Genomic DNA, 13454 nt, shown 5'->3' on the forward strand with positions numbered 1-13454 from the left:
TCGGCGGTGACCGGGTCGGTGGTGACCGGTCGGGCGGGATCGGGCGGATTCCGGGTTCCTGGGCTCGTGTCTCAGGTCTCGTATCTCGGTTCTCGTATCTCGGGTCTCGTGTCTCGGATTCAGGCGGCAGGGGGACAGGGGACCGTCCGGTCCCGTCGGGGTGTCGCCGTGGGACCGGCGGGGGCGGTCGCGTTGCGCGGGAGGGTGCGGCCGGTCCGGCGGACGAGCACCGGGGTGAGGAGCGCGGTGGCGGCCAGGACCGCCGCCGAGACCATGAAGGCGGCCCGATAGCCGGCGGTGAGGGCCTCCAGAGGAGGCTGGTGGGAAGAGGCACGGGCGGTGACGGATCCGGCCAGGGTCGCCAGCGCGGCGAGGCCGATCGAGCCGCCGACCTGACGGGCCGTGTTGACCAGTCCGCCGGCCAGGCCCACGTCGTGCCGCGGGACGCCGTCCACGGCGAGCGCGGTGAGCTGGACGAAGGCGCCGCTCAGGCCGGCACCGATCAGGACGCTCGGGCCGAGGACGTCGGCGGTGTAGCTTCCCTCGGCGCCGATCCGCGACATCCACAGCAGCCCGGTGGCCGCGGTGAGCAGGGACGTGGTCGCGCCGGCGGTGACGCCGACGCGCCGGGAGAGGCGGGGCGCCAGGGCGGAGCCGAGCATGCCGGCCACGGCGAGGGGCAGTTGGCCCGCCCCGGTGGCCACGGGGGTGGAGCCTAGGACCTGCTGCTGGTAGAGCGGCAGGAAGAAGAACAGGGCGATCCACACGGACCCCAGCAGCGCCATCAGCAGGTTGCCCGCGGCGACCCGGCCCGCGGCGAATAGCCGCGGGGGCACCAGTGCGTTCGGCCGGCGGAGTTCGACCACGACGAAGACCACGAGCAGCGCGACGGTGCCGAGGAGGGCGCCGAGCACCCGGGCGTCCGTCCAACCGGTGCCGCGTGCGCTGGTCAGACCCCAGACCAGGCCGGTCAGGGCGAGGGTGACGGTGACGGTGCCCAGCAGGTCGAACCGCCCGTCCGCCCGCTCGTCCCTCGGCTCCGCCGTTCTCGGTACGAGCGCCGTCACGGCGGCCAGTACCAGCGCCGTTCCCAGCGCGACGGCGTGGAAGGTCCAGGGCCAGCCCCACGCCTGGGTGAGCAGACCGCCCAGCAGCACGCCGCCCGCCCCTCCCGCGCCGGAGACCGCGCCCCACACCGCCAGGGCCCTGCCGCGCCCGGGGCCGGGCGGGAACAGGTCCATCGTCAGGGCGAGCGCCGCCGGGGCGACGGCGGCGGCGCCCAGCCCCTGAACGGCACGGGCGGCGATCAGTGCGCTCGCGGAGGTGGCCAGTCCCGCAGCCAGCGAGGCCATCGCGAACACGGCGAGCCCGGCGACCAGCACCCGTCGGCGTCCGAGCAGATCGGCCGCCCGCCCGCCGGCCAGGAGCAGTGCTCCGAATGCCAGGCCGTAGGCGTTGACCACCCAGGTGGTGCCGTCGTCCGACAGATCCGCTCCGGCACGGATCTGCGGCAGCGCCACGTTCACGATCGAGGTGGCGAGCATGACGGTGAACTGGGCCGCGGCGAGGGCCGTGAGGGCGGCTCCCGGCCGGGAGGAGAGGACCGCTCGGCCCGTCCGGGTGCGTCGGAGGTTCATGACGCAGAGCTTCGTGCGGGACGGTGTCCACTTCCCAGACCGGTCGGGAACGAGGACTGTTCACTCCTGTCCGCAGGTGTCCACCCGCGCGGGCGTCCGCCTGCCAGACCGCCCACCCACGCGGGCGTCCACCTGCCAGACCGTCCACCTGCCCGACCGTCCGTCTGCACGGCTGCCCGCCCGGCCGGAGGATCCGCCACTATCCTCGGCCGTACGTCCCGGGGTTGCTATCGGGGCCCGTGCAGCTCCCTCTGCCACAGGGCCTCGCAGAGCAGGTCCAGGCCCTGGCGCAGATGGCGTCGGTAGGTGCCGTACGGAAGACCGAGGCGCCGGGCGGCGGCCTCCTGGGTGGGCGCGCCGGAGAAGTGGCCCGCCGTCAGTGCGTCGCGGGCCCGTACTCCGCGCGGATCGCGACCGAGGTCGTCGACGGCCCGGCGCAGCAGGGTACGCAGTTCCTCCGCCGGGTCGGTGAGGTCGGCCGCCAGACGGGTGCGCAGCAAGGCGCAGGCGGCGAAGGCGCCCGTGTCCCGCCAGTGCGTCAGGGCCTCGCGCACGGCCTGGTCGAACGCGGTGCGCGAGGTGCCCGAGGGACCGGAACGGACCGGCACGTCGGTGGCGGATATGAGGTGCCGGAGCCAGGTTTCGACGGGCACCTGACGCCAGTCGATGCTGAACAGGCCGTACGTGTGCTCACCGACCCGCGGCCGCGCACCGGTGTCGCCCATGACGCCCTCGAAGCGCGTGGCCCAGGCGTCGGCGTCCCGGTACACCAGGAAGCCGTGCGCGCGGGCGCGGTCACGGGCGGCCCCCGCCTGGGCTCGGGAGTTGCTCAGGTCGATGACGCGCGAGGGGATCTGGTACCGCTCGGGATAGACGGAGAAACGGGTCATGCCGATGTTCTCGCCGTCGCTCACCGGAGCGGTGGCGGCGGCGTGCTCCCAGGCGGCCGCGACGACGGGATCGGTGGCCACCTCGTCGGGGTCGGGCGGGGCCGGCAGGGTGAGCCGGGCCGTGAAGGCCACCGTCCGGCCGGTGGCCACGAGGCGGAAGACGCTGAACCCCTGCGGCTGCCGCCGGATCCAGTAGCGGACCAGATCGCGGGAGGCCGCGCCCTCGGTCTCCTCGACCATGGCCAGCACGGTGTCGATGTCGTCCGGTCTCAGGGGACGCTCGTGCACCTCGTCCTCGCGGTCCCACGTGCGCAGCCGTGCCAGGCTCTCCACCTCCCTGAAGAGGTAGAAGAGTTCGTCGGTGGCCGCCCACACCTGCTCCTCGGGCGCCTCGCGCAGCATCCGCAGGTACTCCTCCGCCAGCCGTCGGCGCATCGCCGTGAAGGCGTGCGGGGCCCGCCAGCGCAGATCGGCGGCCAGCGTCTCGCGCGCCGCGTCGTGCGGATGGAGCCCCCTCTGCGTGGACTCCATGAAGGGCAGGTCCCTCAGCCAGGCGAAGAGCGGGTGCACGTCCTCCTCCGGAAACACCGAGGCCAGCAGTTCCTCGGACGTCGAGTGCGCCTGTGCCGCCACTTCCAGGGCGCGGCGGTGGGCCGCCGTGGGCACCTCCCCGATCAGCCCCGCCAGCAGGGTGCGCAGAACGTCGGCGGAAGGCGCGCGCCCCTCCTCCCCGCTCCAGCCCGCCGGTCCCGCGGCGGCGGCCAGCGACAGGGCCAGCGGATTGCCCCCGGCGAACCGCAGCACCCGGTCGCGCAGTTCGGGCCGGATCCGCGCCGCGGCCAGCAGGCTCATGGACTGCTCCTCGGAGAACGGCTCCAGTTCGTCGACGCGCAGCAGCCCGGTCCAGGCCGGATCGGCGGTCCACTGCGGCTGCGGCGCGAGGCGGCCGGCCAGTACGACCAGGGCGCCGTCCGCGGCGCGGGGCAGGAAGCGCTGCCACAGCCACCCCTCCAGCCACTGGCAGTGCTCGAAGGAGTCCACGAGGAGCACCGTGTCGGGAACGTCGAGGAAGCACGCGGCCGCGCGCTCGAAGTCGGCCGGGTCCCGGCTGACGAAACGCCCGTCGAGTTCGAGGACGGGCCGCCCCGCCGCACGCGCCCGGTCCGCCAGGCATCGCAGCAGCGCCGACTTCCCGATGCCGCCCGGTCCGACCGCGTAGAACGCGAACGGGGCCCGCGGATCGCCGCTCAAGGCCTCTTCGAAGCGGCGGATCTCGGCCTCGCGGCCGATGAAGGCCCGTACGCGCGCGCTGCTCAGTCTCTCTCCCACCGACACCATGGACGGCTCCTCTCCCCGTTTCCCCTGTGCGCCGGACAGCCGGCGCCCGGGCACTCCTTCTCGCCCCGCGGCGCGGTCACCGCCACGAGGTCCTCTCGCCGCCCGGGTCTGTGCCACGGCGCCGGCCACCGGGGCGGCGAGGGCCGCGACGAGCGCCATCAGAACCGCTTCGGCCGACGAGGTCAACCCCGTTGGACCGCGGCCCGGTTCGAGGCCGATGCGCGGCACGGAGCGGTCGCCGAGGACCGACGGTCCTGGCCGTCGGCCTTCCCTCTCGCGCAGGACGGCGCCGGCGAAGGCGCAAGGGCCACCGCTCCGGGGCAGTGGAACCGACGCGGCCATGAGCCACGCAGAATGAACCGGTTGCGTCTGAGCTGCGGTAATGCGGGTAGGCGGGGCGAACCGCCGCCCTTTCCACGCATGGAGCGCGAGGACCTACGGCCTCGCACTCACGCCGCACGAGGAGATGCCCGCCATGAGCTCCACCACGGTCCTGCCCCTCCCCTGCCGTTCGGTGCGCACCACCACCCGGACGTCCGCCGCTCTTCCGCCTTCGGCGCTCGACGCGATGCTGGACGCCGCCTACGAGACGCACCGCCGTTTCCGGCACGGCGCTTTCGCCGAACCCTGCCCGACCTGCCACGTCCCGGCGGGCGAGCTCTGCCTGGCGCGTCGCAGCGTGCACGTTGCCCGTCGGCTGGCGCACCGGGTCCGGGTGGCGCAGGCCGGACCCTTTCCCCGTACGGCCGCGGAGACCCGCTGAGCGCACGGACGGACGGACGGACGGACGGACGGCAGCAGACGAACACCGCTCGTTGCCGCGCGGGCGCGGCAGAAGCAGATCGTGTCGCGGTCATCGTCGTCCGCCACCGGCCTCCGCCTCTCGGCCGGGGCCGCGCTTCAGGGCTCGGGCCGCAGATCAGCGGCGCTGGCTCACCACCGACCTGCCGGTCTACTCGCCCACGACCCTCAACCTGAAGACGCATGTCCACACCCGCCCGGTCGGTGAACGCCCCTCCACCGAACTGGAGCCCACCGACCATCCCCTCGCCGTCGAACAGCGCACGGGGATCACCCTGGACCGCGTGCGGGAGATCGCGGCGACCGTGCTCCACGTCGGCGGTGGCGAGCGACGGTGACGGCCGGCAGCCCCGCATCACGGATTCCACAGGAGTGGTCGGTGACCGGCCTCGGGGCATCACGACCAGCTGGGTGGGAAACGACTTCGCCGTCGGAACCCGGGCCCGGCATGATTTCCGGCGTGCACGAGAGCGAAGACCATGGCGGGCGAATGCGGTACACACTGACCGAGACGGAACACGGGCATGCCTGGGGCGTCTGCGCCGAGGTGGACGGGCTGTTCGGGGAACCCCGGCGCGGGACCTACGAGTTGTTCGGCTGGGTTCCGAAAGCAGAGGTGGGTGGCTGGGTCGGCAACCGGCTCTGGCTGGTGCCGGACGACGAGACGCTCGGTCCCTGGTTGCTGGAGGACGTGGAGAGCCTGCGGCAGCCCCTCGGGACAGAGAGTCTCGTGCTCACGGGACTGGACGACTACGGAGGTCCGCCCGAGGGGCACAGGGGCCGCGTCCGCGTGCACGACGGGCACCGGTGGCTGGGCTCCTGCCGGGAATTCACCCGTGTCCTGCCGCGCAGGCGGCCGGCGCCCCCGCTCGTCCTGAAGGGGCTCGCCGGGGGTGATCGGCTGCGGGCGGCACTGGCGAAGGGCACCCGGCAGGCGCTGGACCTGGAGGAGGCAGTCCTGGAGATGCGAGACGATCGGGGTGAACCGCTCACCGAACGCCTGCTCTGGGCCAGAGTCACCGCCTGGCGCCCCTCCTCGTACGGGGCGGACCTGATCGACCTGGAACTGCACGGAGAGCTCTTCAGGCCCGTTCCCGAACACGCACGGCCGGTCTGGGAGCGGTGGCTCGTCGGGCCGCCCGACACGGCGGCCGCCTGGGCCGGCCTCGACACCCGGCTTCGCCGGGCCTGGCACGACCTCGTCCGTGAGCGAACCGCCTACCGGGCCCCCTTCGACCGGCCGGCCGGGCACGCCTACGCACTCGACGGCCGGTACGTCACCGACGAACCGGGCCTCTACCTGGCTCTCGGTGAGGCGGTGAACGGGCCGGGCGGCTACTTCGGGGGCTGTCTCGACGCCCTCGACGACTGCCTGGGCGGCACCTTCGGCTACACCGCCCCCGCGACTCTGCTCTGGCGGGACGCCGCGACCGCACGCGAGCACCTGTCCCAGGCCCTGGCACCGGACGGCCGGCCCTACGACCTGTTCGGCATGATCCTCGATCTCCTGGCCGAGGGCGGCATGCACGTCACCCTGGCGTGATGCACGGTCCGCCCACCGAGCGCCGACCTCCCTGGCTTCGCCGGTGCGGGTGGGGAACGGTCGATGCCGAGTTCGGGCGACGGATGTCGATCGAGCGGGTCCGGAACGTCACCGGCTTCCAGGAGCGCCTGGTCGGCGTGCCGGGGTGCGAAGAGGTCTTGCGCACGGGACGGATACCGTCCTGGCATGACACAAGAGTTCGATCTCGGCGCGTCGCTCGCCAGGGGTGTGGAAGGCCGCAGTGGCGCATGGGCCTTCATCCAGGACTTCGCCGCTCACTGGGTCGGTGCCGCTCTGGGCAGCGGTGACGGATGGACGGAAGCCGATCTGGACGCTGCCGAGGTGAGGCTGGGTCTCCAGTTGCCGACGGCGTTGCGGGAGGCGTACGTGCTGTTCGGGCGTCGGCGGGATCTCACCAGCAACCACGATGTGCTGCTCGGCCCGGCAGAACTGTACGTCGACGACGCCAAGGAGGCCTTGGTCTTCCGACACGAGAACCAGGGAGCCGCGTCCTGGGGCATCCTCCTCGACAGCCTCCAGGACGACGATCCTGCGGTGTCCGTCCGGCTCGACCTCGCCGACAAGAGCGCCGAGCGATGGGAGGAGTGGCTGGAGCGCCTCTCCCTCTGCTTCGTCGAGATCGCCCTGTCCGAGTCCCTGCGGGCCGATGAAGAGCTCTGCGACTTCCTCGACCCGGACGACGACAGCCTCGAACTGCTGGAGACGAACTTCGTCCGGCTGCCGTTCCCCGCGTATCCCGTGGGCGAGGAGACCCGGTGGTTCCTGGGCCGGGACGTCATCGTGCGCGACGACGACGGCGCGGCCGTCCTGGCCCGCGGCCGGACGGCGGAAGCCGTCGACCGCGTTCGCGACCTGATCCCGGGCGACTGGCTCAACGACTGTCGCTGACCGGCACCGACTCCCCCTGCCAACCGGGCTGCCCGCCTTGGAGCCGGCCCGGGTTCCGCTGTTCGGCGCGGGCCCGGGTGTCGTAGAAGGCCGTGTCGACCGGATCGGAATCACCGAGCGGCAGATGTACGGACGAGTCGGCTCCACGCTCCTGCGCGAGCGAGTGCTGCTCGTCTCCCGGCCTCGCTGTCAGCGGCCGGTGCGACGATCTCCAGGCAGCCGCACGAGGAGAGACATGGGTACATGGGACATCGGCCCCTTCGACAACGACACCGCCGCCGACTTCGCCGGCGACCTGGACGAGGCGACCGTGGAAGAACGCGAGCCGATGATCCGCAGGGTCCTCGAACTCGCCGCCGGTCCTGCGGACTACTTGGTCACCCCCGACGCCGAGCGAGCAGTGGCGGCAGCGGCTCTGGTGGTCGCGCAGCATCCTGACGGCGAGCCCGCGTGCTCGAACTACGGACCGTCGGAGCCGCTGCCGCTGTTGCCCGCAGACCTTCGAACGCTTGCCGTCGACGCCCTGGACCGAGTGGTCGCCGAGCGGTCCGAAATCGCCGAGCTGTGGGACGAGGCTGCGGACGGGCGGAGATGGCGCCGGGACATCGCCCGGCTCCGCGATGTCCTCGACCCTCCGATCCCGCCACAGGAGGAAGTCCTCTTCGAGGCCTGAAGCGGTTGCCTCCGATCAGGACACCGACCGGGCATCAACTTGTCATACCCGTTCGTCATGCTCTGCGGCATGAACGAAACCGGGCGACCGGTCGATGAGGGCCGGCTCAGGAGAAGGAGAAGTAGAGCACCTCGCTGTAGAAGGACGCGAAGTGCCTCTGCCAGTCGGCTCGGACCGAGGCCAGCCAGTCGTCGTTCTGGCCGGCGATCGCCGCCTCGGCCCGGGCGACGGCGTCGGGGATGTCCCCGGACACCAGACGGCGCACGCTCTCCGCCGGATCGTCGTCCGTCATCGAGACGATCTCCCCGGTCTCGAGGACGAAGTACTTCGCCTGCTGCTTCTCCAGGTGGGCCGTGGTCCTGGCGACGCATTCGGCGAACTCGGCGTCTTCCTCAATGCCTTCGCCGACCACGCGCAGGAGGTCGCGGAGCAGGGCCGCCCCGTCGGCGTAGTCCGCGGCGATGCCGATCGGAGGGTTCCAGATCATGGACGGGACGATCGTCGTGCCGCGTCCCACCATGAGCTTGTGCGCGAGCGGGATGTCCCAGTTGTGCTCGGATATGCATCGGATCCGCTGGGGGACCTCCGTCTCGCTCGGCATCGAGTCCGCGGAGTAGAGATATGAACGGTTCGCCATGGTGGTGACGCTAGCACCGGGGACCGACAACGCCGGCGCCGTCGGGCTCCCGCTCCACGACCGGGCAGCGCAGGGCCTCTTACCGCCGCCGTCGGGAGTCAGTGGCACGGAGCGAAAAGTACCTTGCGACTCGGTCGTGGAGCTCTCGGCGGTGCAAGAGGAGCCTCGGCGCCGTCCGCGCGGTGGCGCGGTGACCCGTCGGGCATGGTGTCCGTACCGGTGTGCTTGGATGCGCGGGTGACTGACCCGACCGTGTCCCCGCCGTGCCCGTGTGTGCTGTGTGATCCTGCCGCTTCGGCGACCCCGCGGGCACGACGGCAGCGGGAGGAGCACTGGTCCCGGGAGATGGCGAACGTCCGTGAACACGGCTGGCACGTGGTGGGTGTCGGCGGTGGGGACATCCCGGACTGGTCCTTCACCGTCGGACTCTGGCACTCCCATCGGATTCCCGAGGTGGCCATGTTCGGCCTGGAGCTCCAAGGGCTGATGCACTGGGTCGATGCCGCGGCCACGAAGTTCCGCGACGGGGCGGCCGCGCAGGCCGGCGCCCTGCTGCCGGGGGTCATCGAAGGGTACGAGGTCCAGGTCCAGCCCGTGGACGTCAGCTGGCACCGCCCCTTGCTGGGCACGGCCGTGGGCTTCTACCGCCGCACTCCCGTGCCCGTCGTCCAGGTCCTGTGGCCCGACCGGAACCACCGCTGGCCGTCGGACGAACGGGCCAGTCCGGGCTGCCGCGCACAGCCGAGGCTGTGGCATGCGGTCGACGAGCATCCGGCCGGGGTCTGGACCGAGGAGGCCGCCGAACACTGACGTCCCGCACAGCGGACGCGAGAGGGATGGCGGCTCGCGGGAGAGGGTTTCTCCGGCCCGAGTCGATGAGATGACACGAGGGAGTCTCGGTGATCACGCAGGGAGTGCAGGTGAGGGGCCGCTGTGATGCCTGTGGCGGCACGGCGGTCCGGGACGTCGGTCAGTTCTTCGACGGCGGTGCGCTCAGCTGGGGCAGCGAGGGACGGTGCGAGGACTGTCCGCACGCGTGGTGCGAGCAGGACAGCGGGCCGGTCACGCCCGAGGACATCCGACAGGCTCTGCTGCGGGCGCACGGGGCGGTGCGGCTTCGCCTGTACGGGGACGCGCCGAATCCGGTCGGTGTGCTGCGGGCGTTGCGCGGTGCGCGGGAACTGTCCCTCGGCGCGGCACGGGCGCAGGCCGCACAGCTTGCCGGGGCCGGTCTGGTCGGCACGCTCGTCGAGATGGAGATCCTGGCGGTCCACCTGCGCCGACGGGCTGTCGCGGTGAGCGTCGAACCAGCGGCCTGACCCCGTCCGGACAGTACGTGCGAGAGCTTGCGGGCGGTGCCGGGAAGGGCTGCGCACAGCGGACCGGGCGGTCGACTTGAGCTCCGTGCGCACCTCCCCCGGCCTGGACACGCCAGGCGGCGGTCGGTGACCCGCGCCTGCCGCTCCCCCGGCTCCGCGAGGCGCTTTCACGCCCCCGGACCGGCCTGCGGCGCGGGACGCCGAGGCCGGGGCTCCGACTCCCGCTTCAGCGCGGTTGGAGGCTCGGCAACGCGCAGGGCCATAAGGGATTGATAAGTGTGCCCCAGCAAACTCGGGGAAGCGGTTCCGACGTGCACCCGGTGATCGACATGACGGACGATTGCCGAGGTGATGCATCGCTTATCGAGACGAAAGGGGCGTCAGCGCGTGGCCCACGTACCTCCAGAGGACCCGACCGGCTCCCGGAGCCGCACACGCGTACCGGAAACGATCGCGAACATTCCCGGGCACGTCCGCGAGGAGCTGGCGCGGCGGCTGCGCCGTACCAAGCGGGCCTACCGCGAGCAGGACATCCAGGTCGTCGAGAAGCCCCTCCTCAAGCGCGCGGTCGGGGCCTCGGCGCTCGGGAACTGCATGGAGTGGTTCGACTTCGGCGTCTACAGCTACCTCGCCGCGACCATCGGCAAGGTCTTCTTCCCGGGCGCCTCGCCGGGGGCCCAGCTGATCTCGTCCTTCGCGACGTTCGCCGCCGCGTTCGTGGTGCGACCGCTCGGCGGCCTCGTCTTCGGCCCCCTCGGCGACCGCCTCGGCCGGCAGAAGGTCCTCGCCACCACCATGATCATGATGGCCGCGGGCACCTTCTCGATCGGCCTGATCCCCAGCTACGCCACGATCGGCATCGCCGCCCCCGTCCTGCTGCTGCTCGCCCGAATGGTCCAAGGGTTCTCCACCGGTGGCGAGTACGGCGGCGCCACCACCTTCGTGGCCGAATACTCACCCGACCGCCGGCGGGGCTTCCTCTCCAGCTGGCTCGACTTCGGCACCTTCGTCGGCTACGCCCTGGGCTCCGCGCTCGTCACCGTGCTGAACGCGGCGCTCTCCGACGAGCAGATGCTGTCCTGGGGCTGGCGCCTCCCGTTCCTGATCGCGGGGCCGCTGGGCGTCATCGGCCTCTACATGCGGCTGAAGCTGGAGGAGTCCCCGGCCTTCCAGCAGCAGCTGGACGAGCACGAGAAGAACCTGGCGCAGGAGTCGGTCGGCGGCGAGTTCAAGACCATCGTGCGCGACCACTGGCGGCCTCTGCTGCTGTGCATGGGCCTCGTCCTGCTCTACAACGTCACCAACTACATGGTCACCGGCTATCTGCCCACCTACCAGACGGAGACCCTGGGCCGGTCCAGCACGTCGGCCGATGTGCTGGTGCTCATCGGCATGGTGTGGATCGTCCTCCTCATCACCTTCCTGGGCCGTCTGAGCGACCACGTCGGACGGCGCCCCCTGTACGCGGTCGGCGCGGTGGCGATGATCGTCCTCGCGATCCCGGCCTTCCTGCTCCTCAAGGCGGAGGGGACCTGGTCTCCGATCTTCGGCATGCTGATCCTGGCCACCCTGCTCGCCTGCTTCGCCGCGCCGAGCGCGGCGACCCTGCCCGCCCTCTTCCCGACCGCCGTGCGCTACGCCGCGATGGGCATCGGCTTCAACTTCGCCGTGGCGGCCTTCGGCGGTACCACCCCGCTCGTGACCGAAGCGCTGGTGAACGCCACCGGCAACGACATGATCCCCGCGTACTACCTCATGCTGGCCGGCGCGATCGGTCTGGTGACCGTCAAGTTCCTGCCGGAGAGCGCCGGGCTTCCGCTGCGCGGCTCCCAGCCGATGGTCGGCTCGCAGGAGGAGCGGAAGGAGCTGATCGGCACCTCCCGTGACCTCATCCGGTACGCCGAACAGGGCTCCCCGGCGCCTTGAGCCCGTCCGCCCACGGCACCGGGCGCCCTCCCGTGCCGTCTCCCCTGCCCTGCTGGGTCCCGTCCCGCTCCGGTTGCCGCTCCGGGCCGCACGAGTGAGCTTGTAAGGGGTACGGGGAGGTTCCGAGCGGGACCACCGATCCCCGACCGTCCGAATCCTCAGGAGGAGACATGGCTTACCCCCAGCAGGACCCGAACCAGCAGGAGGGCCCCGCGGACGGCGGCGCGGCCGGTACGCCCGGCGTGCACGACGGAGGCGCCGACGGCGGAGCCGAGGGCCCTGCGGACGGCGGCGCGGCGGGCACGCCCGGCGTCCATGACGGTGGCGCCGACGGTGGGGCCGAGGGTCCCGCGGACGGCGGCGCGGCCGGCACTCCGGGCGTCCACGACGGAGGCGCCGACGGTGGGGCCGAAGGCCCCGCGGACGGCGGCGCGGCCGGTACGCCCGGCGTGCACGACGGAGGCGCCGACGGTGGGGCCGAAGGCCCCGCGGACGGCGGCGCGGCGGGCACGCCCGGCGTCCACGACGGAGGCGCCGACGGCGCGGCCGACGAGACCGGCCACGGCGTTTGAGCACGGCCCCCACGACGCTTCGGGACACCGCCGCCGACACCGGCCGCGGTGTCCTCGAAGCGCGTCTGACGAACCTCAGCCGCGAGGAGTTCGCCCGGTACGTCTGGGGGCGCGCTCCGCTGCTCACGCGCGGGGCCGATGACTTCTCCGACCTGTTCTCGGCGTCCGCCGTGGACGAGCTGGTCTCCCGGCGCGGGCTGCGCACCCCGTTCCTCCGCGTCGCCAAGGACGGCTCCACCCTCCCCGAGTCCGCGTTCACCGCCTCCGGAGGGGTCGGCGCGACGGTCGCGGACCAGCTCGACGACACGGCGCTGTGGCGGAGCCTCGCCGACGGCGCCACCCTGGTCCTGCAGGCGCTGCAGCGCACCTGGGAGCCGGTCGCGGACCTCGTGTCGCGGCTCGGCACCGAGCTGGGCCACCCGGTGCAGGCCAACGCCTACGTCACCCCTCCGCAGAACCGCGGGTTCGACGCCCACTACGACGTCCACGACGTCTTCGTCCTGCAGATCGCCGGCACCAAGCGCTGGATCGTCCACGAGCCCGTACACCCGGACCCGCTGCGCGACCAGCCCTGGACCGACCACCGCACCGCCGTCGCCGACGCCGCCCGGGGCGAGGCGTACCTCGACACCGTGCTCGGACCCGGCGACGTCCTCTACCTGCCGCGCGGCTGGCTGCACGCCGCCGAGGCGCAGGGCGAGGTGTCGATCCACCTGACGCTCGGCGTCCACACCTGGACACGGCACGCCCTTGCCGAACAGCTCACGCGGGCCGCCCTCGCGCTGCTGCGCGACGACCCCGAGATGCGCGGCTCCCTCCCCCTGGGCGTGGACGGGCCGGACGGCGAACTCGCCCTCGTACGCCGGCGTCTCGTCGAAGCCCTCGCCGAGGCCGATCCCGCGCCGCTGTTCCACCGCGACCGGCGCGGCCGGGCGCGCCCCGGGCCCCTGGGGCCGCTGGCACAGCTCGCGGCCGTCGACGGGCTGTCCGCCGCGACGCCGGTGCGTCTGCGCGAGGCGCTGGAGGCGCGGCTCGACGGCGGGCGGCTCTCCACCCGCGTCGGCTGGCTCGACTTCCCGGAGACGGACCTGCCACAGGTGCGCAGGATCCTCGACGGGGAGGTCCACCACGCCGGTGACCTAGGTCTTCCCTTCGCCGAACGACTTCTGCGGGCGGGCGTCCTGGTGCCTGCCGGGCCGTGAAGCGGGC

The 13454-nt window shown here is 72.5% G+C and carries 12 protein-coding genes and 1 pseudogene; 9 read left to right on the forward strand and 4 right to left on the reverse strand.

Features of this window, described 5'->3' with window-relative positions:
* Positions 1–119: 119 nt before the first annotated feature.
* Entirely contained in the window at positions 120–1637 is a 1518-nt protein-coding gene (locus ACWGSR_RS08635; protein ID WP_453564715.1) for an MFS transporter, read from the reverse strand.
* A gap of 227 nt (positions 1638–1864) precedes the next feature.
* Positions 1865–3865 carry an ATP-binding protein gene (locus tag ACWGSR_RS08640; RefSeq protein WP_453564718.1) on the reverse strand — a complete coding sequence of 667 codons (2001 nt, stop codon included), beginning with the start codon at positions 3863–3865 and terminating at the stop codon, positions 1865–1867.
* Positions 3866–4340: 475 nt separating this feature from the next.
* On the opposite strand from ACWGSR_RS08640, the gene ACWGSR_RS08645 reads away from it, so the two are divergent.
* The 5 genes and pseudogenes from ACWGSR_RS08645 (at position 4341) to ACWGSR_RS08665 (ending at position 7791) form a co-directional block, all read left to right on the forward strand.
* Entirely contained in the window at positions 4341–4628 is a 288-nt protein-coding gene (locus ACWGSR_RS08645) for a zinc finger domain-containing protein (RefSeq protein ID WP_376231156.1), read from the forward strand.
* Between the two features lie 166 nt (positions 4629–4794).
* Positions 4795–5004, forward strand: a pseudogene (locus ACWGSR_RS08650) (DUF2199 domain-containing protein); the annotation flags it as partial.
* A 110-nt stretch (positions 5005–5114) separates the two neighbouring features.
* Complete coding sequence (locus tag ACWGSR_RS08655) at positions 5115–6209, forward strand: barstar family protein (RefSeq protein WP_453564722.1); 1095 nt, start codon at positions 5115–5117, stop codon at positions 6207–6209.
* Between the two features lie 186 nt (positions 6210–6395).
* Positions 6396–7118 carry an SMI1/KNR4 family protein gene (locus ACWGSR_RS08660; protein ID WP_453564724.1) on the forward strand — a complete coding sequence of 241 codons (723 nt, stop codon included), beginning with the start codon at positions 6396–6398 and terminating at the stop codon, positions 7116–7118.
* A gap of 235 nt (positions 7119–7353) precedes the next feature.
* Positions 7354–7791, forward strand: a complete 438-nt coding sequence (locus ACWGSR_RS08665; protein WP_376231153.1) for a DUF4259 domain-containing protein — start codon at positions 7354–7356, stop codon at positions 7789–7791.
* 106 nt (positions 7792–7897) lie between these two features.
* Here ACWGSR_RS08665 and ACWGSR_RS08670 read toward each other — a convergent pair whose 3' ends face one another.
* Positions 7898–8428, reverse strand: coding sequence for a DUF7822 domain-containing protein (locus ACWGSR_RS08670; protein WP_453564727.1), 531 nt, complete (start codon positions 8426–8428; stop codon positions 7898–7900).
* A gap of 345 nt (positions 8429–8773) precedes the next feature.
* On the opposite strand from ACWGSR_RS08670, the gene ACWGSR_RS08675 reads away from it, so the two are divergent.
* From ACWGSR_RS08675 to proP, 3 genes are all read left to right on the forward strand, one after another.
* The gene (locus tag ACWGSR_RS08675; protein WP_453564731.1) at positions 8774–9238 is read left to right on the forward strand and encodes a DUF4262 domain-containing protein; all 465 of its coding nucleotides are present in this window, start codon (positions 8774–8776) and stop codon (positions 9236–9238) included.
* Positions 9239–9327: 89 nt separating this feature from the next.
* Positions 9328–9747, forward strand: a complete 420-nt coding sequence (locus ACWGSR_RS08680; RefSeq protein WP_453564733.1) for a hypothetical protein — start codon at positions 9328–9330, stop codon at positions 9745–9747.
* Between the two features lie 351 nt (positions 9748–10098).
* A complete protein-coding gene (gene proP, locus ACWGSR_RS08685) occupies positions 10099–11673 on the forward strand; it encodes a glycine betaine/L-proline transporter ProP (protein WP_376231149.1) in 1575 nt (524 codons plus the stop codon).
* Between the two features lie 158 nt (positions 11674–11831).
* Here the strand turns inward: proP and ACWGSR_RS08690 are convergent, their stop codons facing one another.
* Positions 11832–12236 carry a hypothetical protein gene (locus tag ACWGSR_RS08690; RefSeq protein WP_453564735.1) on the reverse strand — a complete coding sequence of 135 codons (405 nt, stop codon included), beginning with the start codon at positions 12234–12236 and terminating at the stop codon, positions 11832–11834.
* A 5-nt stretch (positions 12237–12241) separates the two neighbouring features.
* On the opposite strand from ACWGSR_RS08690, the gene ACWGSR_RS08695 reads away from it, so the two are divergent.
* A complete protein-coding gene (locus ACWGSR_RS08695; protein WP_453564737.1) occupies positions 12242–13447 on the forward strand; it encodes a cupin domain-containing protein in 1206 nt (401 codons plus the stop codon).
* Positions 13448–13454 lie beyond the last annotated feature (7 nt).

Source organism: Streptomyces sp. NPDC055632, from assembly GCF_053618675.1.